Here is a 22,218-nt window from a genome sequence, read left to right on the forward strand (position 1 = left end):
CCTTTTCGAGGCAAGTGATGTGCACGGCGGCGCCCACAAGGTGATCGCGCTACACGGCTGGTGGCCGCTTGGCCCTCAGGCCCGCACCTGGATCAGGGCGTGTGTACCGCTCGTGCGCCAGCGTCCGCCCTCGGCCGCGTCGAGGGCGGCCTCCGTGCGGGCGTCCAGGCCGACGATCACATCGGACTTGAGGGTGCGCAGGGCGGCGACCGGGCCCGGGAAGTACGCGGTGGGCTCCGCGAAGGGGGTGGTGGCGGGGTAGCGCCGGTCGCCGACCAGACGGCGGTAGTTCAGGTCGCCCTTCACGAGGGTCACGTCGGCCTCGGCGAACTCACGGCGCAGGTCGTCGGGCATGTCGGCGTACGGCAGCGGGGCACAGGAGAAGGGGTGGGCCCGGACGGTGAGGCGACCGTCGCCCATGGCCGCCCACAGCCGGTGGCCGGACTCGGCCGCCGCCCCCTTCGCGCCGGTGAGGTGACGCAGGGCGTCGACCACGTCGGCGGTCGTGGCGTCCGAGACGTAGTACGGGTACGGCTTCACGTGCAGGAGCGCCCGCCCGACGCGGCGGTGGTGGAGCAGATGGTCGATCAGGAGCAGATCGGGGATGAGTTCCCGGCCGGAGTTGTCCGCGACCAGGCAGAGGGTGCCGCCCGCGAACAGGGAACGCAGCGACTCACCGTCGTTGGCGACCAGTTGGGCGACGACGTCCGATTCCCCGTCCGCGGCGGCGAGACGGAAGCCGAGGTCCGCGCGGTTGCCCCACAGCGAGCCGTGCAGCAGCGCCTCCTCCCGCTCCTCGACCGGCCGCTCGGTGAGCGGGTCGAGCGCGGCGAGTTCCTCGTCCGCCTCCGGGGTGTCGAGTTCCGCGAGTTTGAAAGGGCGGAAGGGGTCGATGCCCTTCCAGGCGCCGGGAGTGAAGTAGCCGACGGCTTCGAGGAGTTGGCGGTAGAAGTAGCTCTCGGACCAGAGGAAGGGCACATCGAACCAGGAGCGGCCGAAGTACTCCGCGCCGCCCCACCGCTCCCACTGTTCACGGTCCGCGGCCCGCTCGCCGAGCGGTTCGATGACGTCCTCGGTGGCGTTCTTCAGCAGGGCGTCGAGCGCGCGGTGCTGCGCGGGGCCGTACGGGAAGGCGTCCCGCACCTTCCGGATGAGGGCCGGATGCCGCTCGGCCAGCACGCTCCAGGGGAACGAGCCCGGCTCGTCGCTGAGGATCACGGGCGCGTCGGCGGGTTCTGACATGTGGCTCACGGTACCGGCCGAGCCGAAAGGGGCGGCCCACGCCGCGCGTGGGCCGCCCCTCCCCCCGTGGGCCGCGCTCAGAGGGTCAGTTTCCAGCTGTTGAGCTTGCCGGTGTCCGACGCGGCCACGTCCTGGACGCGGAGTTTCCATGTGCCGTTCGCGGTCTCACTGGACGCGTCGACCGTGTAGGTGGTGTTGACGTTGTCCGCGGAGTCCGAGCTGCTGGAGGACTTCAGGCGGTACGTCGAGCCGTCCGGGGCGACCAGGTCGATCACCAGGTCGCCGCGGTAGGTGTGGGTGATGTCGACGCCGACCTGGAGGGCGGAGGGCGCGTTGCCGGTGCGGCCGCCGACGGCGATCGAGGACTCGACGGCCGACCCGTTGTCCGGGATCGAGAGGGCGGTGGTGTTGGAGAAGGTCGTGCCGGTGGTCGCACCGCTCACGGCCTGCACGGTCTTCGTCGCGTCCGCGAGGCCCGCGCCGCAGCCGCCGGAGCAGGTGCCGGGCAGGGCACGGGCGTTGTTCTTGATGGCCGTCTCGATCTGGGCCGGGGTGAGCGAGGGGTTCGCCGACTTCATGAGCGCGACCAGGCCCACGATGTGCGGGGTGGCCATGCTCGTGCCCTGGTAGTACGCGTACGACTCCGAGGAGGGGGTCGTCGTTCCGGAGTTCAGCGTGGAGTAGATGCCGTTGGCGGTGGCGGTGCTCATGTCGCCGCCGGGGGCCGAGATGTCGACGATCGAGCCGTAGTTGGAGTAGGAGGCTCGGGAGCCGCTGCGGCCGGTCGCGGCGACGGTGATGACGTTGTTGCAGCTCGCCGGGGAGTAGCCGGCGGCGTTGTCGTTGTCGTTGCCCGCCGCGACGACGACCGTGGTGCCGCGGTTCACGGCGGCGGTGATGGCGCTCTGGGTGGCCGAGGTGCAGGCGCCGCTGCCGCCGAGGCTCATGTTGATGACCTTGGCGACGTTGGCGTTGGCCGGGACGCCGGAGACGGTGCCGCCCGAGGCCCAGGTGATGGCGTCGATGATGTCGGAGTCGTAGCCGCCGCACTTGCCGAGGACGCGCAGCGGGGAGATCTTCGCGCCGTAGGCGATGCCCGCGATGCCCTTGTTGTTGTTCGTGACCGCGGCGATGGTGCCCGCCACGTGCGTGCCATGCCAGGAGGAGTCGCTCGCCGGGATGCCGGAACCGCACTCGTTCGCCGCGTAGTGGTCGCCCGGGTCGGCCGGGTTGCTGTCGCGTCCGTCGCCGTCGACCGAGACCGCCGTGTCGGAGATGAAGTCGTATCCGGCGACGATGTTCGCGGCGACGTCGGAGTGCGCCACGTAACCGGTGTCGATGACGGCGACCGTCACCCCGCTGCCGGTGGAGGTGGACCAGGCACCGGGGACGTTCATGCCCGCCTTGGCCTCGTACAGGTCCCACTGCTTGGTGTACTCGGTGTCGTTCGGGTCGGCCTGGGGCGTGTTCAGGCGGTCCGGTACGGCGTAGGCGACCTGCGGGTCGGCGCGGTACTGCGCGATGACGTCGGCGACGTCCTTCGTACCGAGCCTGTCGCCGAGGCCGACGAGGGCCGCGCCGGTGCCGAGGCGGCGGGTGAAGTCGAGGTTCTCGCCCGCCTTCTTGCCCTTGGTCTCGGCGTCGGCGGAGGCGGCGGAGTTGGAGGTGGCCTCGGCGGCGCCGGACTTGTAGCCGACGATGAGGCGCTCGGCGGGAGCGGCGACGGCCTGTGCGGCGGCCTGCGCCGCCGGGGTGACCGCCGCCTTGCCGGTGGCGGCGGTCGCGGTGGACGGCTGGGCGGCGGCGACCGTGGTGGTCATTCCGGCCAGCAGGGCCGCGGAGACCGCGGCGACGGATATCAGCTTCCGTCGGACTTCTCGTGAGGGGGCGGGACGCAAGGGCTTGCCTTTCGTGGCCGGCTCCGGGCGGTGAAGGGCGCGGCGGAGCAGCGGTCGAATCGCTTCGTCGTCGAAGCGGCGGGGGGTGCAGTCCAGAAGCGGCGCGGGGGCCGGCCGTACGTCGCGAGCGACCTGTCAGGGGTTGCCTGTGGGTCGGCTGTGCCCGAACGATAGGCAAAGCCCAGGTAATACGGATACAGGGGAAACCCTCGATCTGGCCGGTAACCGCCCCTCAAGGGCTCCCTGTTGGCCGGGAGTGCCCGGTTTCACCTGGCTCGCGCATCTGAACGCACGGCCCTGTGCCCCCGTACTTCACGGTGCGGCCACGCCTGCGCGCGATGCCGTACGGCCGCACCCGCCGACCCCACCCCGCGAGGAGACCCACCGGATGACCGCACACCGCACCGCCACCGCGGCCGCTGTCGCCGTGGCGGCCCCGCTGCTTCTCCTGACGTGGGTCGCCGGTCCGGCCCAGGCGCACGGCGCGCCGACGGATCCGGTCAGCCGGGTGGTGGCCTGTTCGCCGGAAGGCGGCAGCAACACCGGTACGGCGGCCTGCAGGGCGGCGATCGCGGCGAACGGCGCGCCCTTCACCGCCTGGGACAACCTCCGGGTCGCCGGTGTGGGCGGCAGGGACCGTCAGGTGATCCCGGACGGGCAGCTGTGCAGCGGGGGTCTGCCCGCCTACAAGGGGCTGAACCTGGCCCGCGCCGACTGGCCCTCCACGCGGATGACGCCGGGCGCGACCTTCACGCTCTCCTACAGTTCGACGATTCCGCACACGGGGACCTTCAAGCTGTATCTGTCCAAGCCCGGGTACGACCCGACCAAGCCTCTCAAGTGGTCCGATCTGCCGACGAAGCCGTTCGCCACCGCCACCGATCCGGCGCTGGTGAACGGCGCCTACCGGATCAAGGCCACGCTGCCCTCCGACCGGACCGGCCGGCAGATGCTGTACACGATCTGGCAGAACACGAGCACGAGCGACACGTACTACTCGTGCTCGGACGTGGTATTCCCGGCCGCGAGCGGCGGTGGGGCCGCCGCGCCGACGACCTCGTCCCCCGCGCGTACGACACCGACGGCGAACCGGACGGCTCAGCGGAGCCAGGAGCCGACCGCGACCACGGCCACTCCCGCCGACCGGTCACCGTCGCCCGCCCCGGAGACCACCGCGGCGACGACGGAGGTGACCGCGCCCGACCATCTGACGCCCGCCGCGGACAGCTCGTCCGGCGGCAGCAACACGCTCCCCCTCGTCGCCGGGGCGGGGGGAGCGGTCGCGTTCCTGCTCACCGCGGGCGTCGCCATCACGCTGCGACGCCGTCGGTGACCGGGCTTCCGGGACGGGTCAGTTGACGGTGACCGCCGGGCTGCCCGACTGGGTGGTGTCGGAGACGGGTGCGTACTTCGCGGTGAAGTAGCCGCTGCTGAAGCAGAGCGACGAGCCCGAGGACTTCGCGAACGCCTGGTTGGTGAAGGTGATGCTGTTGTCGGTGTTGCTCGCCGTGCCGGTCAGGCTGGGCGCCTGGTAGACGCAGTTGATGCTGCCGAGCAGGGTGCGCAGCACGACGGTGGTCTGGATGGTGGAGCCGGCGGCCGGGGTCACGGTGACCGTGCCGTCGGAGGCGACCGTGGTGGTGTACGGGAGGTTGTTGACCGTGACGCTGGTGACGCCGAGCACGCCGATGACATTGCTGGTGCAACTGCCGAAGGTGTGGGCGCTGAGGGACTCGGTGGCCGCGCTGGGGGCCGTCGGGTTGTCGGTGACGGAGGCGGTGAAGGTCGACGCGGCACAGGAGACACCGCTCGTGCCGGTCGCGCTGGAGTAGAGCGTGGCGGCGGTGCCGCTCGCCAGTGAAGCGGTGAGGACGTCACCGGTGGCGACGGCGACTCCGCCGGCGGTGAGCACGGGGGTGTCGTCCGCGGAGGCGGGGGCGATCGCGGAGACCGAGAGCGCGGCGGCGGTACCGAGGAGGGCGAGCAGGGATCGAGTGCGCATGGGGGTGCCTCTTTCTCAGACGGGGGTGCGGGTGGGTACGAGGCCGTCGCGGACATGCCGTCACGGCGGACCGCTGCCGGTCCGTGACGCCTTCTCCTTACGTCACGGACCGGCAGCGGAAGCCGGGCGACCGGACACGGCTCAGGGGGGGAAAGTGCCGTGCCGGTGCCGCGGGGGGAGGTGGTTTCGGCGTTGGAGCGCACCGCACGTTCAGACATGCCACGGCCACCCCGCGAGGAGCGGGGGGTCCAGGAGGTGGCGTACGTGCCGCGCATCGGATCCGGCGCCACGGATCCAAGGGAAACCATGCAGAGTTCTAGACCTGATGAATGGTCAACGTCAAGGCGCAGTAGGGAAGTTGAAGGTCAACGCGGCCCCAAGAACGAGGCCGTGGCCGACCGGCCACGAGCTCGTCGCGGGACCGAGTGCGAGGTCGGCGCGGCCGGGCCTCCACAGTTGGCACACAATCAACATCCCTTTGCCACAAGTCTCTTGACCCACGAATGTAACCCCCGGTAACTTCCACGTCGGCTACTGCTGCGTAACGAGAAAGCCCTTACGACCGCCGGGAGTTGTGAGGAGGCGTGCGCGGCAGCCGCTGTCCGCGCCAGGACAACGTGCCCGTTGAAGCCCCACCTGCATGACTATGTCCAGGGAGCAGAACATGGCCTCGTCCTCGGACGCCACGGCGTCCACCGATTCGACCCCCGAGAACGAAAGCGGTTCCGGCAGACGCGGGCGGGTCCGCCTGCGCCGCGCCGCGGTGATGGCGGTGCCTGCCACCGCGGTCGCCGCGGGACTGATGATCCTCACCGCCCAGGGCGCTCTGGGGGTGCAGTTCGCCATCTCCGGCATGCCGTTCACCGTCACGGCCACCGAACTCAACGGCACCGGCTTCGAGCAGTTCGGGAACCTCGACAACATGGCCGACGGCAGCCCGAACGCCGGCGACACCGGCGGCCAGGTCCTCGTCATCACCTCCGCGATCAAGAACGCGACACTCACCAAGCTGTGCCAGAGCGTCGACCTGGGCGGCACGAACCTGGTCATCACCGCGGGCGGCGGCACGGACAAGGTGCAGGCGACCAATCTGACGACCGACTCGACCGAGCTGTCGGGCGACGCGGCCTTCAACAACATCGAGATCGGCAACGACGCGAGCACGCTCGACAAGGCCGGGGTCCAGGGGAACAAGGGCGTCTTCAGCCAGCAGGCCGACACCGTCCACATCGGGAACCTGCGGCAGACCAACTACGCCACCACGGCGGCGGTGTTCAAGCTCCCCGGTCTCAAGCTCCGCTTCAGCGACTCGGGCTGCTGATGCCGGCCGTCCGGGATCTGCGGTCCGGCTTCCGGCGGTGGCGTGCGGACCGCCCCTTCTGGGGCGGGCTGCTGCTCACCCTGGGCGGGGCGGAGATCCTCCTCACCGAGAAGGCGTCCCTGAAGGTCGTCATGCACATCGGGATGCAGGGCATGGCGGGCTATCTGCTGCCGACGGTCATGATCCTGTGCGGTCTGCTGATCCTCTTCAACCCGACGCAGCGCCTCTTCTACTCCCTGCTCGGCATCCTCCTCTCCCTCGGCACCTGGCTCACCTCCAACCTCGGCGGCTTCTTCATCGGCCTCCTCCTCGGAGCGACCGGCAGCTGCCTGGCCTTCGGCTGGCTTCCCCACCAGGAGCCGCGCAAGCGGCGTCTGCTGCGCAGGCGCCGCCGGCAGCAGATGGCGACCGAGGCGTAGGGAAGGCGAAACGGAAGGGGCCCGCCCCGGCCGAGCTCAGGGCAATGGGCGGCCGGGGCGGGAGCTGTGACGGTACGACTCCAGGAGACGGACTGTCCTCCGACTTGCTGGTACGCGCAGGGAATTTGCCCTCGCACGCAGTGGACGCCCGACGGCCGCGTCGGGGAACGCCACCCTCGCGTAGCGTGACGCGCCGTACCGACGTCCGAGCGCCAGGGAGGCTTCCGATGGGAACCCCGAGTCCCTTGACGGGCAGCCCGAGCCCCTTGGTGGTGGACGCGACGGGCCGTGACATCCACGCGGAAGCGGCCCGCATCCGCGCGCGCGGGCCGGCGACCCGTGTCGCCCTGCCCGGTGGCGTCGAGGCCTGGGCGGTCAGCAGCCCCGAGCTGCTCAAACGGCTGCTCCTGGACCCACGGGTGTCCAAGGACCCGCGCCGGCACTGGCCCGCCTGGATCAACGGGGAGATCTCCCCCGAGTGGCCGCTGTTCACCTGGGTCGCGGTGCAGAACATGTTCACCGCGTACGGCGGCGACCACAGGCGGCTGCGGACCCTCGTCTCCACGGCGTTCACGGCCCGCCGCACGGCCGCGCTGCAACCCCGGATCGAGGAGATAACCTCCGGCCTCCTCGACCGCATCGCCAAGGCCGGCGAGCACGGCGAAGTCGTCGACCTGCGCGAGGAGTTCTGCTATCCGATCCCCATCCAGGTGATCAGCGAACTCTTCGGACTGCCCGAGGACAAGCGGGCGGACCTCAGGGACCTGGTGGACAGCATCTTCCACACCTCCGCGCAGCCCGAGGAGGTGACGGGCAACTACGCCAGGCTGTACGCCGTACTGGGTGAACTGGTCGCCGAGAAGCGGGAGTCGCCCGGCGACGACCTGACCTCCGGCCTCATCGCGTCCCGCGACGAGGGCGACGGCCGGCTGAGCGAGCAGGAGCTGCTCGACACGCTGGTCCTGATGGTCAGCGCCGGTCACGAGACCACGGTCAACCTCATCGACAACGCCGTGCACGCCCTGCTCACCCACCCCGAGCAGCTCGCACACCTCCGCGCCGGACGCGCCACCTGGGACGACCTGATCGAGGAGACCCTGCGGGTCGAGGCGCCCGTCGCGAGCCTGCCGCTGCGCTACGCCGTGGAGGACCTCGACCTCGCCGAACTGGGCGGTCCGGACGGCACGGTGATCGGCCGGGGCGAGGCGATCCTCGCCGCGTACGCCGCCGCCGGACGCGATCCCGAGCGCCACGGCAAGGACGCCGACCTCTTCGACGTGACTCGGGCGGACAAGGAGCACCTCGCCTTCGGACACGGTGTCCACCGCTGCCTCGGCGCCCCGCTGGGCCGCCTGGAGGCCCGCATCGCCCTCCCCGCCCTCTTCGACCGTTTCCCCGACCTCCGACTCGCCGCACCGGCATCGGATCTGGAGCCGGTGGACTCCTTCATCTCCAACGGCCACCGCACCCTGCCCGCCCGGATTCTCTAGAAGCGGGCGCTCACTCGCCGCGCCACCAGGACAGGAGTCGGGTCCAGCCGCTTCGCGGGCGGTCGGGCTCCGGGGCGGGGGGCTCGGTCACGAGAGCCGGGAGGGGGCTCGCGTACGACTGCCGCTCGCCTTCGGGCCGTTGGACCGTCGTGGTGGGCGGGAAACGGACGGGCAGCGCCGCCAGCGCGCGGTGGAACGGGCCGGGCCGCCAGGACAACTCCCCCACCGGCAAACCCAGTTCGACATCGGGGAGGCGGTCGAGGAGCTTCTCCACCGCGGCCGTCGCGATCAGCCGGGCCGGGCTCTGCGCCGGGCAGTTGTGGGGTCCCGCGCTCCACGCCAAGTGGGCCCGGTTGCCCGCCCGCTGATCGGCCGTCAAGGCGGGATCGGTGTTGGCCGCGGCGAGACTGACGACCAGCGGATCGCCCGCGCGCAGCACCGCTCCCTCGTACACGACGTCGTGCAGCGGATAGTGCACGGCGTAGTTGGCGATCGGCGGATCGGTCCACAGCACCTCGTCGAGGGCGTCCTCCACCGGGAGGCTGCCGCCGGACAGATCGCCCGCGAACCGTTCGTCGGACAGCAGGAGCCGCAGGCTGTTCGCGATCAGGTTCTGCTGGGGCTCGGTGCCGGCGCCCATCAGCACCACGAGGGTGTGGATCATCTCCTCGTCGGTGAGGTCCGCGGGATGTGCCATCAGCCAGGACGTCATGTCCTGACCGGGTTTGCCCCGCTTCAGCGCGACGAGGTCGAGCAGGGTGCTGGTCAGCAGTTCGTCGGCCTTCTCCGCGTCCACCCCGTCGAAGATCCCGGACATGCCCTCGACCAGCCGGACCCCGTACTCGGCCGGGCAGCCGAAGAGGTGGTTGAAGACCAGCAGCGGCAGGACCTGCGCGTACTCGCCGAGCAGATCCGCGGTGCCGAGCGGCGCGAAGCGGTCGATGAGGGTGTCGGCGCTGCGCTCCACATAGCCGCGCAGGGTGTTCGGATCGACGAGCGCGAGGCTGTCGGTGATCGCGCCGCGCAGCCTCTCGTGCTGCTCGCCGTCGGTGAACAGCGCGTTGGGCCGGTACATCATCATCGGCACGACCGGGCTGTCCGGCGGGACGGTCCCGTCGGCGAGGTCGCGCCAGCGGCGGGGGTCCTTGGAGAAGGTCTCCGGACTGCGCAGGACGTGCAGGGCGGCGTCGTAGGAGGTGACGAGGGTGGCTCTGACGCCGGGTGCGAGCTCGACGGGTGCGGTCGGTCCCGCCGTGCGCAGCCGCCGGTAGACGGCGGCGGGGTCGGCCGCGAACCCGGGCCCGTACAGGGGCTCGTGCGCCGGGCAGCCGGGCGGTGGCCCGGACGGTGGTGACACGGACGGTGGCGGTACGGGCGGTGGTGGTTCGGAGGTCACACGGGCTCCAGTTCGCCGCTGCGGGTCATCAGGTACTCGACGAGGGCGATCAGCGCCTCGGTGGACGAGACCCGGTCGCGGGCGTCGCAGCGCACGAGCGGGGTCGAGGGCAGCAGGTCGAGGGCCTCGCGCACCTCGTCCAGGTCGTGCGCCGCGGAGGCGTCGTCGAAGTCGTTGAGGGCGACGGCGTACGGCAGGCCCAGCTCCTCCAGTACGCCCATGACGTCGAAGGACTCGGACAGCCGCCGGGTGTCGGCCAGCACCAGCGCGCCGAGCGCTCCGCTGGTCATGTCCTTCCAGAGTTCGGTGAAGCGGTGCTGTCCGGGCGTGCCGAAGAGGTAGAGCACCAGGGCGTCGCTGAGGGTGAGGCGGCCGAAGTCGAGGGCGACGGTGGTGGTCGTCTTCTCCCTCGAACCGGCGAGGTCGTCGACGCGTGCGCCCGCCTCGGTCATCACCTCCTCGGTGCGCAGCGGCCGGATCTCGGAGAGCGCGCCGACGAACGTGGTCTTGCCGACCGCGAAGTGGCCCACGATCAGGAGTTTGACCGCGGTTCGCACACCCGGGCCGAGGTGGACGTCGTCAGAGGCGGGCGCGGAGCCCATCCAGTACCTCCTGGAGGATGCGGGCGTCGGAGAGACGGGCGGCCGGTACCGGCGCCCGGGTGACGAGGTGACCGCTGTCCATCAGGTCGGCGATCAGTACTTTGGTGACGCTGACCGGGAGTTCCAGATGACCGGCCACCTCGGCGACCGACAGCGCTCCGGGCCGGCACAGCTCCATCAGCCGGCGCTTCTCCGGGTTCAGCCCCGTCAGCGGCAGGTCGTCGGCGGCGATCAGCAGGGTGACGAGGTCGAGGGTGTTGCGGGAGGGGTGGGCGCGGCCGTCCGTGACGACGTACGACCGCACCAGCCTCCCGCCCGGCCGGCGCCCGGGCGTCATGCCGGGCTGCCGGTGTCCTGCCGGGCCGGGCTGGTCAGCTCCTTGCCGAGCCGGTCGACCAACTTGTGCATGCGGTAGGTGACCGCCTCCATGTCCACGTTCTCGCCGGTGGACACCGCGAGGTGGGCGCCCTGCCCGGCGGCGACGAGGAAGACGTACCCGTGCGCGAACTCGATCAGGGTCTGCCGCCACGGCGCGGTCGCGCTGCCGCAGAACTCGGCGGTGCTGCGGCTGATCGACTGGACCCCGGACAGGCCCGCGGCCAGCCGCTCGGCGTCGTCGCGGCCGATGTCCGCGGAGTGGGCCCGGAGCATGCCGTCGGCGGACAGCAGGATGGCGTGTCGCGCCTCCGGCACCTTCAGGACCTCGTCGAGCATCCACCCCAGCTCGTTGGTCATGGGCGCGATCATCCCTGTGTGTTCCCTTCGGATTCGTGGGGGGCTTCGATGTCGTGGGGGGTTCCGGCCGCGGTACGTGAGGAGGGTGCGGTGTCCTGCTCGGCCCGCGCGGAGCGGGTGCCGCGCGCGAACGCGCCCATGCGCCGGGCGGTCTCCTCCGCGGAGCGGCCCACGCTCTCCTCGGCCGGTGCGGCCGGTGTGGCTGGTTCGCCCGGTGCGGCTGGTTCGCCCGATACCGCCGCGGGCTGTTCGGCGGCGGGCGGGGGCACGGGTGCGCGGCGGCGCCGCTTGGGCAGTCCGCCGGCGGTCGTCGCCTCCGCGGGCCCGCTCGTCCGGGCCGTACGCCGGGGCGTGCGCGCCGGTTCCCTCGGCGGCGGGGGTTCCTGGACCGGGTCGGCGTGGGTGAGCAGCGCGGCCGGTACGAAGACCACGGCGCGCACGCCGCCGTACGGGGAGCGGGTGTCCACGGAGACGCTGAACCCGTAGCGGGTGGCGAGGACTCCGGTGACGGCGAAGCCGAACTGGGGCGGGTCGTCGAGGCGCGTGACGTCCACCGCGCGGCGGCCGGTCAGCAGCGCGGCGGCGTGCTCGGACCCGCGGCTGTCCATGCCGACGCCCGCGTCGTCGATGACCACGACGGCGCCGTTGTGCACCGCCTGGACGCTGACCTCGACCGTGGTGTTGGGCTGCGAGTGGCGCGCGGCGTTGTCCAGGAGTTCGGCGACGGCGAGGACGACCGGTTCGACGGCCCGGCTCTCGACGGCGACGTCGGCCTGTCCGTTGATGCGGATGCGCCGGTAGTCGCGGATGCGGGAGGTCGCGCCGCGGACCACCTCGATGAGCGGTGAGGTGGCTCGTTGGCGTCCGGGCCAGGAGCCGCACAGTACGGCGATGGCCTGCGCGCGACGGCCGAACTGGGCGTTGGTGTGGTCGATCTCGAGCAGGTCGCGCAGCACGTCGGGGTGGTCGTGGCGGTCCTGCATCTCCGAGATGGACACCTGCTGCTCGTTGGCGAGGGCCTGGATCGAGCGCATCGACGCCTTGAGGGCGGCCTTCGCGGACTGGTCGGCGCGGGCCTGTGCGTGCCGCACGGCGTCGGAGAACCGCTCCAGGAGACCGTCGAGACACTTCGCGAAGTCGGTGTCGGCCAGCCGCGCGTCGAGGAGGCCCACGGCGGGGAGGGCCGGTGCGGGCAGGGACGCGCCGGCCGCGGGGAGGGGCTGACCTGGCGCGGAGAGAGGGTGACCCGTCATGGAGAGGTGGTGCCCCGTCGCGGAGGCGGGCTGGTGCGGGGCGCTTTCGAGCGCGGGCAGGCGGACCGCGACCAGATGGCGCAGCTCCTCGTCCCGGGCCCGCAGCGCGTCCGCGAGCTCGGCGCTCCGGCCGCGCTGCCGTCTCGTGATCCCGCGCTGGCGCACCAGCAGCACGATGACGGCGAGCAGCCCGACGGCCAGGCACCAGAACGCCGCCTCCGGTATCCGTTCGGTCATGAAGTCCTCAATGGCATATGCAAGTTGACGGGTCGCACGACCCTAGCCGCCCGTCGGTACAAGCGCTTGCCCCCGCGCGCAAGGAAGTTGCCGTGGGACGCACGGACTGTATGCACTAGGCTGACGTGGAGTAACTATGGCTCGCTGCACTGGAGTTGAGGGTGTCGTTGCCCGCGGAGAGCTACATCGTGGAAACACGGACGACCGCGGAGGTGGATCCGCGCGAGCGGGCCGACTTCTGGAGCGAGTACGTCGGGTCCTGCCAGTCCACCATGGGCTACCGGTACGCGCGCACCGACGACTTCCGTGGCGCGACGGTCCGCCAGCGCACCGAGCGCTATCAGCTCGTCAAGTTCTGGTCGGACGAGGTCGCGTACAGCAGGACCGCCCGCCAGGTCCGCCAGGACCCCGACGAGGACTACCGATTACTGCTGCCGCTCAGCGGGGAGATCGTGCTGCGGCAGGACGGCCAGGAGGCCCGGCTGACACCGGGCACCGGCACCCTCGTCAGCTTCGGGGCGCCCTTCGAGTGCCTCCAGGACGCCTCGACGCACGCGTTCGTCCTCACCATCCCCGCGCGCGAGATGGACGGCCCACTGAACCGCAAGTCGCCGCTGGCCACCGGGCTCGATCTGAGCAGGGGGCTCGGCCGGGTGGTGAGCTCCATGATCGGCGACCTGCACGCGGAGCGGGACCACCTCACCGACGCGCACTTCAACGCCGTCTCCGACCGCGTCGTCGAGCTGCTGTGCATGCTCACCCTCGGCGACGACCGCCCCGACGGGGCGGGCCAACTCACCGACGTGGAGACGATGGTCCGCCGCTACGTCCGTGAACACGCCGCCGACCCGGGTCTCACCGGTACGTCCATGGCGCACGCGCTCGGCTGGTCCCTGCGTCAGATCCAGCTGGCGCTGCAGCGCGCCGGCACCACTCCGCGCGACCTCATCCGCGAGGAGCGGCTGCGGCTGGTTCGTGAGCGCCTCCAGTGCGGCGACTGCGAGCACCTGACCATCACCGATCTGGCCTTCGCCTCGGGGTTCTCCTCGGCGAGCGCGCTGAGTACGGCGTTTCGGCAGCGGTACGGGGTGAGTCCTCGGGAGATGCGGTCCGGGGGGCGGCGGCCGTAACGCCGTGGTTCGGCCGGCACCCGGGGCCGCGCCCCTGAAAGCAGGAGGCCCGCCTCACCGGGGCCGAGCGCCGCCCACCCCCCGCCCGGACATCACCGTGGTCGCCGAGGTCGCCGACGGGCAGTGGACGGGCAGGAGGCCGTGGCGCCGGGGGACCCCCTGCGGCTGCTGAGCGACCCTTCCCGGACCGGATTCCGGCCCACTCCCGGGTTGATGTGACTGCCGGATCACATCATCCTTGTACATATGGTGAAAATCCCGGGCGATGCTGGGCGGGCAACCACGGCCGGTGACGCCATGGTGGTGGTCGACGCGCACGGAGTCGTGACCGGCTGGAGCGAGGGCGCGCAGCTGCTGACCGGGTACGTCGCGGCGGAGGTCACCGGCCGACCGGTGTCGGACCTGCTGGACGGGGACCCGGGCGAGGCCTGGCGGGCGCTGCGGGCGAACGGCGGCCACGGTGTGGTGGCCGTACGGCGTGAGGACGGGCGGCGGACGGAGCTGGCCCTGCGGGCGTACCCGCTCCAGGGCCTGGAGGGGGCGCCGGCCGGATACGTGATCACCGCGGCGCCGGACGGGCGGGGCCGCGACCTGGGAGAGCTGGCGTTCAAGCAGGCGTCGGTGTCGATGTCGGTCTTCGACACCGAACAGCGCTATCTGCGGATGAACGACACCGCCTGCCGGATCATGGGCGTCCAGGAGGCCGAGGTCCTGTACCGCTACTTTCCGGACACCGTCGAGAACGCGGAGCACAGCCGCGGCTTCTTCAACCATCTGCGCCAGGTGGTCGAGACCGGCCGCCCCGTCCACTACGAGAGCTGGACCCGGGCCCCCTCCGGACTGCGTATGCACGCCTGGAACATCGAGATGTGGCCGCTGCGGGCCCCCTCCGGACAGTTGCTCGGCGTCTCGCTGGCCGGTTACGACAGCACCGAGCAGTACCGGGCCCGGCAGCGGCTCGCCCTGCTGAGCAAGTCCGCCGCCGCCATCGGTACGACGCTGGACGTGATCCACACCGCCCGTGAGCTGGCCCAGCTGGCGGTGCCCGAGCTGGCCGACTTCGTGAGCGTGGACCTGCTGGACTCGGTGGTCGAGGGCGAGGAGCCCACCGGCGGCCCGGTGGAAGCCGATGTGGAGCTGCGCCGGGTCGCGCACCACTCCCGTACCGCCGGGGTGCAGGAAGCGGCGATCGACCTGGGCGCGGCGGACGTCTACCCGTCCTCCTCCCCACCGGTCCGCGCCCTGGTCACCGGGCACGCGGTGCTCACCAGGACCGGCGACCCGGACGTCGACGGATGGCTCAGCCGGCGCGGCGCCCAGGCCGGCAGGCCGCACCAGGCGGACCGCCGGGACTTCTCACTGATGGCGGTACCGCTGGTGGCGCGCGGTACGACGCTGGGGGTGGCGGTCTTCGTGCGGCTGCTCACCGCCGAGAGTCCGGACCCCTTCGACCAGGACGACGTGTCGCTGGCCCAGGAGCTGGCCAGCCGCACGGCCGTCTGCGTGGACAACGCCCGCCGGTACGCCAAGGAGCGCACGACCGCCGTGGCCCTCCAGCGCAGTCTGCTGCCCCAGGCGATGGCGGGACAGGCGGCGGTCGAGTTCGCCTCCCGCTACCTTCCGGCGCTGTCGCGGGCGGGCGTCGGCGGCGACTGGTTCGACGTGATCCCGCTGTCCGGGACCCGGGTGGCGCTCGTCGTCGGCGATGTCGTCGGGCACGGCATCCACGCCTCCGTCACGATGGGCCGGCTCCGTACGGCGGTATGGACGCTGGCCGACGTCGATCTGCCCCCGGATGAGCTGCTCACCCACCTCGACGACCTGGTCGGACATCTGGCGGCCGACGAGAGCCCGACGGGCGCGGAGATCGGCGCCACCTGTCTGTACGCGGTGTACGACCCGGTCTCCGGGCACTGCGCCGTCGCCACGGCCGGGCACCCGCCGCCCGCCGTGCTGTTCCCGGACGGCACCGTGAAGGTCGTCGAGGTGAGCGCGGGACCGATGCTCGGCGTGGGCGGACTCCCCTTCGAGGCCACCGAGTTGCACCTGCCGGAAGGCACCGTCCTCGCCCTCTACACCGACGGTCTCTTCGAGGCCCGCCACCTCGACGCGGACGCGGGCACGGCTGTGCTGTGCGACGCGCTGACGGTCCCCGCCCGAAATCTGGACGAGGCCTGCGACAACGTGCTCCAGGTGCTGCTGCCGAAGCACCCCAAGGACGACGTGGCCCTGCTGCTCGCCCGCACCCGCACCCTGGACAGCGACGAGGTTGCGGTGTGGGACCTGCCCGCCGATCCGGCGGAGGTCGCCACCGCCCGGCAGTACGCGACCGATCAGCTGGCTCGCTGGGGGCTCGACGAGGTCGCGTTCGTCACCGAACTCGTCGTCAGCGAACTGGTCACCAACGCCATCCGCTACGGCGGCGCGCCCATCCAGCTCCGGCTCATCCGCGACCGCACCCTCATCTGCGAGGTCTCCGACGCCAGCAGCACCTCGCCCCATCTGCGCCGGGCCCGCACCTTCGACGAGGGCGGCCGCGGACTGCTCCTCGTCGCCCAGCTCACCGACCGCTGGGGCACCCGCACCACCGGCACCGGAAAGACGATCTGGGCCGAACAGGCGCTGCCGTTCGAGTGATCGCGGCCTCGCGGACGTTACTGGAAGTCGCAGCCGGGGTTGGGCGCGTCCTCCGAGAACGGCGAGCCGTGGGGCAGGACGTACAGCACGTCCAGGACGACGGGGACCGAGCCCTCGTTGCGGCCGATGTGCACATGGGCGGGCCCCGGGGGCTCGGTGATCGTACGGCCGACCGGGTAGGTGCCGTCCTGCGCGCAGGTGGCGTCGAAGTGGCTCAGGGTGCCCTTCTTCACGAGGCCGTACAGGGGACCGTCGTGGTAGTGCCAGCCGGTGCTCTGGCCGGGCGGGATGGTGATCTCCCGGAGCGTGTAGTCCGTGTTCCCCACGGTGGCCTGGTAAAGCACCGTCGCGGTGACGCCGGGGCCGGCCGGAGTCGCGTACGCGGTCCCGGCGACCAGCGACATGGCCGACAGGCCGACGACCGCGGCGCCCGTCACTCCCGTACGCAGCACGGCACGGACAGCGGAAACCTCACGCGTCATCTCGTCCTCCCCCGTGTGAACGCAACAGCCCACCAACGGCGGGCCCGCGCACCATCATTGAACATTCGTGCCCCGTGCGGAAGGTGCGATACCACCCAACTCACTCATCACGCGTCCAACTAGTGACGATGCGGCGACGACGCCCCCGCGCCGGCCATCTCCGGCATATGCCCGCTCACTTGACGGCCGAGTGTGACACACGATTGGCTCCGGCCCAACGAAAGTACGACAGTCGGTGCACAACATCCCGACATCGCACCGATCTCACTCTCCCCGACCCGCCGCTGGGCCGCACAGCGAGGTGCCGCACTCATGAACATGTCCCCCACACCTCACCACTTCACCGGAACCCCGCCCCGCGCCGCCCTCGTCGCCGTCATCGCCGCGGGCTGTCTGCTCGCCGCCGGCTGCTCCGGCTCCGGCGGCTCGAACGACACGAGCGACGCCTCGGCGGGCAAGGCGGGCACCGGCCGGATCAAGATCGCCCTGATCACCCACGGCGCCCGCGGAGACGCGTTCTGGGAGCTGGTGCGCAAGGGCGCACAGGCGGCGGCCACCAAGGACAACATCGACCTGACGTACGCGAGCGACTCCGAGGCAGCCGCCCAGGCCAGCCTGGTGCGGGACGCGATCCGCGACCGGGTCGACGGCATCGCGCTGACGCTGGCCAAGCCGGAGGCGATGCAGAGCGCGGTCAGCGCGGCCAAGGCGGCGGGGATACCCGTGGTCGGTCTCAACTCCGGGATCGACGCCTGGAAGTCCGAGGGCCTGCTGGAGTACTTCGGCCAGGACGAGAGCGTCGCGGGCCGGGCCACCGGCGACAAACTGGACGAGCTCAAGGCCAAGCACGCCCTCTGTGTCATCCACGAACAGGGCAACATCGCCCTGGAGGCCCGCTGCGCCGGGGTGAAGAAGACCTTCGGCGGCGAGACCGACCTGCTCTATGTGAACGGCACCGACATGGACGCGGTGGGCGCCGCCGTCACGGCCAAACTGCGCCAGGACCCGAGTGTCGACGAAGTCGTCATGCTGGGCGCGCAGTTCGCCCTCGCCGCGGTGAAGTCGGTGAAGGCGGCGGGCAGCAAGGCCCAGGTCGCCACCTTCGACCTCAACAGCGCTCTGGTGAAGTCCGTACAGAGCGGGGACGTACAGTTCGCGGTGGATCAACAGCCCTATCTCCAGGGCTACCTGGCCGTGGACTCGCTCTGGCTCTACCACTCCAACGGCAACTTCAGCGGCGGCGGAACCGCTCCCGTGCTCACCGGACCCGCGTTCGTCACCAAGGAGAACGTGTCCTCGGTCGCGCAGTTCGCGGCGAACGGAACCCGCTGAACCGCTGCCACCTACACAGGCGTCACCAAGGTTTTCCGTCCCCTCACGGTGCGTACGGTCACTTGTACGGATAGCATCCTGCGCACCCTCTCATCGCTGATCGCTCTAGGACGACGATGTCTCCACGGACCGGTGCCCGGCGCCGTCTCGGCTCCATACGTCTCTCCCTGATCCTGCTGGCGCTGGTCCCCAGCGTCACCCTCGCCGCCATGTGGGGTGTGACGACGACGCAGATCTTCTCGGAGGGGCTGCGACTGCGCGAACAGACGGGGCTGAGCCGGTCGACGGGTGCCATGGGCACCGAGGCGACGCTCGCGCTGCAACAGGAGCGCAGCCTGTCGGCCGCCTGGATGGCCTCGCCGCACGGTTCCCGGGCCGCCCTGGACCGGCAGCGCGAGCGCACGGACGTCGCGGTCGCGAAACTGGTCCGCCGGTCCGAGGACTTCAAGAACGCGCCCGCCCGGATCGGCGACCGGATGTACTCGGTCATCGCCTCGGTGGGAAGCCTGGAGTACTACCGGGGACAGGTGGACCACCCCACCGACATCACCGCCCAGCAGGCCCTGGACCAGTACACCTCGATCATCGGCGACCAGATCCACGCCTTCCAGGAACTCTCCCAGGTCGACGACGGCGACCTCACCTCGCAGGCAGGGCCGCTGATCACGGTGGGGAACGCGGCGGAGCTCGTCGCCCAGGAGGACGCCCAGCTCGCGCTGGCCTGGCCCTCGGGAAAGCTCGACCAGCAGTCGTGGCAGCAGTTCGCCCAGCGGGTCGACGTGCGCCGCTGGGTCTTCCAGAGCCAGGTCCTCGACTCGCTGCACGGCACCGTGAAGGACCAGGTCGAACGGGTCCTCCAGAGCCAGGACTGGAAGACCCTGGAGACCGTCGAGGACCAGATCGTCGCGGCCCGGACGGCCCACGGCCGGGTGGCCAGGACGGTCGACCTGCCCGACGCGCACGCTCGCTGGAACACCGCGCTCGGCAGGATCTCCGACCAGTACACGAACCTGATCCAGCAGCAGACCACGCAACTGCTCGACCGCAGCGCCGACAAGGCGCACAGCCTGCTGATCAAGGCGGCCGCGCTGAGCGCCGGCGGACTCGTCGCCCTGCTGGTGTGCGTCGTGATGTCCTGGCGCATCACCCGCTCCCTCTCCCGGCGGCTGCGCGGTCTCCGGATGGCCACGCTCAGCCTCGCCGAGGAACGGCTGCCCGACGTGGTCGCCCGGCTGAACCGGGGCGAGAAGGTCGACGTGGAGTCCGCCACCCCGCCCCTGGACTACGGCGAGGACGAACTCGGTCAGGTGGCCAAGGCGTTCAACACCGCCCAGCGCACGGCGGTGTACACCGCGGTGGAACTCGCCGACACCCGACGCGGCTTCCAGAAGGTGATCCTCGGCATCGCCCGGCAGAGCCAGAACCTGGTCAACCTTCAGCTCAGCAAGCTCGACGCGCTGGAACGCGAGCACCAGGATCCGGGGATCCTCAAGGGCCTGTACGAACTCGACTCCACCGCCAGCCAGCTCCGCCGCTACGAGGAGAACCTCGTCATCATCAGCGGCGAGCAGCCCCGGCGCAGCTGGACCGAACCGGTCGCGCTGATCGACATCCTGCGCAGCGCCGTCGGTGAGGTCGCCCAGTACCAGCGGGTGGACGTGCACACCGACGACGAGGTGTACCTGAGCCCGCCCGCGGTGGCCGACGTCATCCATCTGCTGGCCGAACTCATCGACAACGCGACCACCTACTCCCCCGCGCCCAGCCCGGTAGGGGTACGGGCCGCGATGGTGGCCAAGGGACTGGCCGTCGAGATCGAGGACCGGGGCCTGGGCCTGTCCGAGGAGGACTACGCCGCGTTCAACGCCCAGTTGGCGGTGGCCCCGCAGTTCGACGTGGTGGCACTCGCCGACGACCTGCGGCTCGGCATGTTCGTGATCGCGCGGCTCGCCACCCGGCACGGCATCGCCGTCACCCTGCGCTCCTCGCCGTACGGCGGCACCACCGCGATCGTGCTGATCCCGCACGACATCGTGGTCCGCGAGACCCCCGACTCCCCCGCCACGGACGGGGAAGTCGCGGTACCGGCGGGGGTCGTGGCGGCGAAGGGCTCCGCCGACGACGCGGTCCCGGAGCGCCGGCCCCATGAACGTGCGGAGGAGGCACCCCCCTCCGCCCGGGCCCGCACGACCGACTCCGCCGCGCCGCGCTCCGGCCCCGCTCAGGGCGCCGCCCGCCGCGACGGACTTGCTCCGCTGCCGCGCCGGGTGCCGCAGACCAGCCTGGCCACGGAGCTGCGAGAGGAGGCGGCGCCCTCCGAAGCCGACGACAAGGATGCCACCGACCTCGCCGACTTCACCGCGGAACGCGCCGCCTCCTCACTCGCGGGCTTCCAGCGCGGGACGCTCCGGGCCCGCGACGACGAGGAGATGTCGTACGACCACGGGGGCGAGGAACCGTCGTACGACCACGGGGAGGACCCGGCCCCGACCCAGCCCGCAGACCGCTCGTGGACTCCGCCCGCCGACCGCTCGTGAAGGACAGAGAAATGACACGCCCCAGCACCGCCACACACAGCCAGCTCGACCAGCTGCTCACCGGACTGGTGGAACGGGTCGCCGATGTGAACCACGCCGTCGTGCTCTCCGAGGACGGACTGGTCGTCAGCAAGTCCACGGCGTTCGTCCGCGACGACGCCGAACGGCTGGCGGCGACCGCGTCCGGCCTGATGAGCCTCAGCAAGGGCGTCAGCATGGACTTCCGCGGCGGTCCGGTGCGCCAGGCGCTGATCGAGATGCGCGACAGCTATCTGATCCTCACCGCCGCGGGCCCCGGCGCCCATCTCGCCGTGCTCACCAACCAGGGCGCGGACGTCGGCGTGGTGGCGTACCAGATGAACATGCTCGTGAAGAAGATCGGCGAGCACCTCAGGGCAGCACCTCGTGCGGGCGTCGCCGCCGCGGCCGACAACGGCGAGTGAGGTGAGCGAAGGCGACGCGGCCGGCCGGCTGGTACGGCCGTTCACGCTGACCGGAGGCCGCACCCGGCCCAGCCGCGCCGACTTCACCCTCATCACGTCGGTGACCGCGGTGGATCCGCCGCCCGAGGGCGCCACCCGGCCGCAGCCCGAGCACGCGCGGATCCTGCGGCTGTGCGCGAGGCCGATCGTGGTGGCGGAACTCGCCGCCGAACTCGACCTGCCGGTGAGCGTGGTCGTGATCCTGCTCTGCGATCTGCTGGAGGCGGGCCGGATCACCGTCCAGGCTCCGCGTCTCGTCTCCCGTACCCCGGACCTTGACCTGCTGCAGAAAGTGAGGGACGGCCTTGGCCGGCTCTGACCCCGCCGCGCGCGGGACTTCGGCACCCGACGCACCCTCCGCTCCCGACGCGGTCAAGATCCTGATCGCCGGAGGGTTCGGCGTCGGCAAGACGACCATGGTCGGGGCGGTCAGCGAGATCGTCCCGCTGCGCACCGAGGAACCCCTCACCTCCGCCGGTCTGAACGTCGACGACCTCGACGGCATCGAGGAGAAACGGGCCACCACCGTGGCCCTGGACTTCGGGCGGATCACCCTCAGCCCCGAACTGGTCCTGTATCTCTTCGGCACCCCGGGCCAGCAGCGGTTCTGGTTCATGTGGAACGACCTCGCGATCGGCGCCCTGGGCGCCGTGGTCCTCATCGACGTCCGCAGGCCGGAGTCCAGCTTCGCCGCCATCGACTTCTTCGAGCGGCGCGGCATCCCCTTCGTCGTCGGCGTCAACGGCTTCCACGGGCAGCACCCGTACACCCCCGAGGAGATCCGCGACGCCCTGGCCCTGCCGAAACGGACCCCCGTGCTGCTCTGCGACGCCCGTGAGCGCGGGTCGTGCCGGGACGTACTAATCACTCTGATCGACGAGTTGATCGCTTCGTCCAGCCACAACTGACTTACGGAGACCGGCTGTTCACCGGTCTTCCTGTGACCCGCCGATGCCCGGCTGTGCGGAAGCTGTGAGTTCCCTGATTCTCATCCTTCCCTCAGCGCGGGCTCAGCGACGGCCC

20 protein-coding genes are annotated in these 22,218 nt (G+C 71.2%); 11 read left to right on the forward strand and 9 right to left on the reverse strand.

From position 1 onward, the window contains the following. Positions 1–75: 75 nt before the first annotated feature. Together KVT44_RS03890 and KVT44_RS03895 are read right to left on the reverse strand one after the other, a co-directional pair. On the reverse strand, positions 76–1,242 hold the full coding sequence (locus KVT44_RS03890) for a damage-control phosphatase ARMT1 family protein (RefSeq protein ID WP_217566101.1): 1,167 nt from the start codon (positions 1,240–1,242) through the stop codon (positions 76–78). Between the two features lie 77 nt (positions 1,243–1,319). Continuing rightward, positions 1,320–3,140: a S8 family serine peptidase gene (locus KVT44_RS03895; protein ID WP_217566102.1), complete on the reverse strand. Its 1,821-nt coding sequence runs from the start codon at positions 3,138–3,140 to the stop codon at positions 1,320–1,322. Between the two features lie 388 nt (positions 3,141–3,528). On the opposite strand from KVT44_RS03895, the gene KVT44_RS03900 reads away from it, so the two are divergent. Next, a complete protein-coding gene (locus tag KVT44_RS03900; protein ID WP_217566103.1) occupies positions 3,529–4,473 on the forward strand; it encodes a lytic polysaccharide monooxygenase in 945 nt (314 codons plus the stop codon). A gap of 18 nt (positions 4,474–4,491) precedes the next feature. Here KVT44_RS03900 and KVT44_RS03905 read toward each other — a convergent pair whose 3' ends face one another. Beyond that, positions 4,492–5,142: a Tat pathway signal sequence domain protein gene (locus tag KVT44_RS03905; RefSeq protein ID WP_217566104.1), complete on the reverse strand. Its 651-nt coding sequence runs from the start codon at positions 5,140–5,142 to the stop codon at positions 4,492–4,494. Positions 5,143–5,806: 664 nt separating this feature from the next. Between KVT44_RS03905 and KVT44_RS03910 the strand changes: the two genes are divergently transcribed. The 3 genes from KVT44_RS03910 to KVT44_RS03920 all read left to right on the forward strand — a co-directional run bounded on the left by KVT44_RS03910 (position 5,807) and on the right by KVT44_RS03920 (position 8,372). Then, positions 5,807–6,463, forward strand: a complete 657-nt coding sequence (locus KVT44_RS03910; protein ID WP_054236784.1) for a DUF6230 family protein — start codon at positions 5,807–5,809, stop codon at positions 6,461–6,463. Then, a complete protein-coding gene (locus tag KVT44_RS03915) occupies positions 6,463–6,882 on the forward strand; it encodes a DUF6114 domain-containing protein (protein ID WP_060896901.1) in 420 nt (139 codons plus the stop codon). Before KVT44_RS03910 ends, KVT44_RS03915 begins: the two co-directional genes overlap by 1 nt. Positions 6,883–7,109: 227 nt before the next feature. Next, the gene (locus KVT44_RS03920; protein ID WP_217566105.1) at positions 7,110–8,372 is read left to right on the forward strand and encodes a cytochrome P450; all 1,263 of its coding nucleotides are present in this window, start codon (positions 7,110–7,112) and stop codon (positions 8,370–8,372) included. 10 nt (positions 8,373–8,382) lie between these two features. Here the strand turns inward: KVT44_RS03920 and KVT44_RS03925 are convergent, their stop codons facing one another. The 5 genes from KVT44_RS03925 to KVT44_RS03945 are packed head-to-tail and all read right to left on the reverse strand — an operon-like array spanning position 8,383 to position 12,595. After that, positions 8,383–9,729, reverse strand: a complete 1,347-nt coding sequence (locus KVT44_RS03925) for a cytochrome P450 (protein ID WP_308313915.1) — start codon at positions 9,727–9,729, stop codon at positions 8,383–8,385. A 35-nt stretch (positions 9,730–9,764) separates the two neighbouring features. Beyond that, positions 9,765–10,370: an ATP/GTP-binding protein gene (locus tag KVT44_RS03930; RefSeq protein ID WP_067375886.1), complete on the reverse strand. Its 606-nt coding sequence runs from the start codon at positions 10,368–10,370 to the stop codon at positions 9,765–9,767. Next, positions 10,348–10,707, reverse strand: coding sequence for a DUF742 domain-containing protein (locus KVT44_RS03935; RefSeq protein WP_054236780.1), 360 nt, complete (start codon positions 10,705–10,707; stop codon positions 10,348–10,350). Before KVT44_RS03935 ends, KVT44_RS03930 begins: the two co-directional genes overlap by 23 nt. Beyond that, complete coding sequence (locus tag KVT44_RS03940) at positions 10,704–11,117, reverse strand: roadblock/LC7 domain-containing protein (protein ID WP_067375890.1); 414 nt, start codon at positions 11,115–11,117, stop codon at positions 10,704–10,706. The genes KVT44_RS03935 and KVT44_RS03940 overlap by 4 nt, the downstream gene beginning before the upstream one ends. After that, positions 11,114–12,595, reverse strand: a complete 1,482-nt coding sequence (locus KVT44_RS03945; protein ID WP_254648924.1) for an ATP-binding protein — start codon at positions 12,593–12,595, stop codon at positions 11,114–11,116. The genes KVT44_RS03940 and KVT44_RS03945 overlap by 4 nt, the downstream gene beginning before the upstream one ends. Before the next feature lie 167 nt (positions 12,596–12,762). Between KVT44_RS03945 and KVT44_RS03950 the strand changes: the two genes are divergently transcribed. Both KVT44_RS03950 and KVT44_RS03955 read left to right on the forward strand, forming a co-directional pair. After that, on the forward strand, positions 12,763–13,725 hold the full coding sequence (locus tag KVT44_RS03950) for an AraC family transcriptional regulator (protein WP_229889400.1): 963 nt from the start codon (positions 12,763–12,765) through the stop codon (positions 13,723–13,725). Positions 13,726–13,971: 246 nt separating this feature from the next. After that, the gene (locus KVT44_RS03955) at positions 13,972–16,362 is read left to right on the forward strand and encodes a SpoIIE family protein phosphatase (protein ID WP_217566106.1); all 2,391 of its coding nucleotides are present in this window, start codon (positions 13,972–13,974) and stop codon (positions 16,360–16,362) included. Positions 16,363–16,379: 17 nt separating this feature from the next. Here the strand turns inward: KVT44_RS03955 and KVT44_RS03960 are convergent, their stop codons facing one another. Continuing rightward, a complete protein-coding gene (locus KVT44_RS03960; protein ID WP_217566107.1) occupies positions 16,380–16,844 on the reverse strand; it encodes a cupin domain-containing protein in 465 nt (154 codons plus the stop codon). A 312-nt stretch (positions 16,845–17,156) separates the two neighbouring features. On the opposite strand from KVT44_RS03960, the gene KVT44_RS03965 reads away from it, so the two are divergent. The 5 genes from KVT44_RS03965 (at position 17,157) to KVT44_RS03985 (ending at position 22,103) form a co-directional block, all read left to right on the forward strand. Further along, positions 17,157–18,176, forward strand: a complete 1,020-nt coding sequence (locus KVT44_RS03965; protein ID WP_217566108.1) for a substrate-binding domain-containing protein — start codon at positions 17,157–17,159, stop codon at positions 18,174–18,176. A 116-nt stretch (positions 18,177–18,292) separates the two neighbouring features. Then, positions 18,293–20,713, forward strand: a complete 2,421-nt coding sequence (locus KVT44_RS03970) for a nitrate- and nitrite sensing domain-containing protein (protein ID WP_217566109.1) — start codon at positions 18,293–18,295, stop codon at positions 20,711–20,713. 11 nt (positions 20,714–20,724) lie between these two features. Next, the gene (locus KVT44_RS03975) at positions 20,725–21,156 is read left to right on the forward strand and encodes a roadblock/LC7 domain-containing protein (protein WP_054236774.1); all 432 of its coding nucleotides are present in this window, start codon (positions 20,725–20,727) and stop codon (positions 21,154–21,156) included. A 1-nt stretch (position 21,157) separates the two neighbouring features. After that, positions 21,158–21,514 (forward strand): DUF742 domain-containing protein, encoded by a 357-nt coding sequence (locus KVT44_RS03980; RefSeq protein WP_099920165.1) that lies wholly within the window; start codon positions 21,158–21,160, stop codon positions 21,512–21,514. After that, positions 21,501–22,103, forward strand: a complete 603-nt coding sequence (locus KVT44_RS03985) for an ATP/GTP-binding protein (RefSeq protein WP_075030981.1) — start codon at positions 21,501–21,503, stop codon at positions 22,101–22,103. Before KVT44_RS03980 ends, KVT44_RS03985 begins: the two co-directional genes overlap by 14 nt. Positions 22,104–22,218 lie beyond the last annotated feature (115 nt).

The sequence above is a fragment of the Streptomyces sp. GbtcB7 genome, assembly GCF_019091445.1.
In the GTDB taxonomy this organism is placed as follows: Bacteria; Actinomycetota; Actinomycetes; order Streptomycetales; family Streptomycetaceae; genus Streptomyces; species Streptomyces mirabilis.

Bases quoted from the DNA above. Each gene is read 5' to 3' on its own strand.
- KVT44_RS03890 (WP_217566101.1), bottom strand. From the start codon at position 1,242: ATGTCAGAACCCGCCGACGCGCCCGTGATCCTCAGCGACGAGCCGGGC.
- KVT44_RS03900 (WP_217566103.1), top strand. From the start codon at position 3,529: ATGACCGCACACCGCACCGCCACCGCGGCCGCTGTCGCCGTGGCGGCC.
- KVT44_RS03905 (WP_217566104.1), bottom strand. From the start codon at position 5,142: ATGCGCACTCGATCCCTGCTCGCCCTCCTCGGTACCGCCGCCGCGCTC.
- KVT44_RS03910 (WP_054236784.1), top strand. From the start codon at position 5,807: ATGGCCTCGTCCTCGGACGCCACGGCGTCCACCGATTCGACCCCCGAG.
- KVT44_RS03915 (WP_060896901.1), top strand. From the start codon at position 6,463: ATGCCGGCCGTCCGGGATCTGCGGTCCGGCTTCCGGCGGTGGCGTGCG.
- KVT44_RS03920 (WP_217566105.1), top strand. From the start codon at position 7,110: ATGGGAACCCCGAGTCCCTTGACGGGCAGCCCGAGCCCCTTGGTGGTG.
- KVT44_RS03930 (WP_067375886.1), bottom strand. From the start codon at position 10,370: ATGGGCTCCGCGCCCGCCTCTGACGACGTCCACCTCGGCCCGGGTGTG.
- KVT44_RS03935 (WP_054236780.1), bottom strand. From the start codon at position 10,707: ATGACGCCCGGGCGCCGGCCGGGCGGGAGGCTGGTGCGGTCGTACGTC.
- KVT44_RS03940 (WP_067375890.1), bottom strand. From the start codon at position 11,117: ATGATCGCGCCCATGACCAACGAGCTGGGGTGGATGCTCGACGAGGTC.
- KVT44_RS03945 (WP_254648924.1), bottom strand. From the start codon at position 12,595: ATGACCGAACGGATACCGGAGGCGGCGTTCTGGTGCCTGGCCGTCGGG.
- KVT44_RS03955 (WP_217566106.1), top strand. From the start codon at position 13,972: ATGGTGAAAATCCCGGGCGATGCTGGGCGGGCAACCACGGCCGGTGAC.
- KVT44_RS03960 (WP_217566107.1), bottom strand. From the start codon at position 16,844: ATGACGCGTGAGGTTTCCGCTGTCCGTGCCGTGCTGCGTACGGGAGTG.
- KVT44_RS03965 (WP_217566108.1), top strand. From the start codon at position 17,157: ATGAACATGTCCCCCACACCTCACCACTTCACCGGAACCCCGCCCCGC.
- KVT44_RS03970 (WP_217566109.1), top strand. From the start codon at position 18,293: ATGTCTCCACGGACCGGTGCCCGGCGCCGTCTCGGCTCCATACGTCTC.
- KVT44_RS03975 (WP_054236774.1), top strand. From the start codon at position 20,725: ATGACACGCCCCAGCACCGCCACACACAGCCAGCTCGACCAGCTGCTC.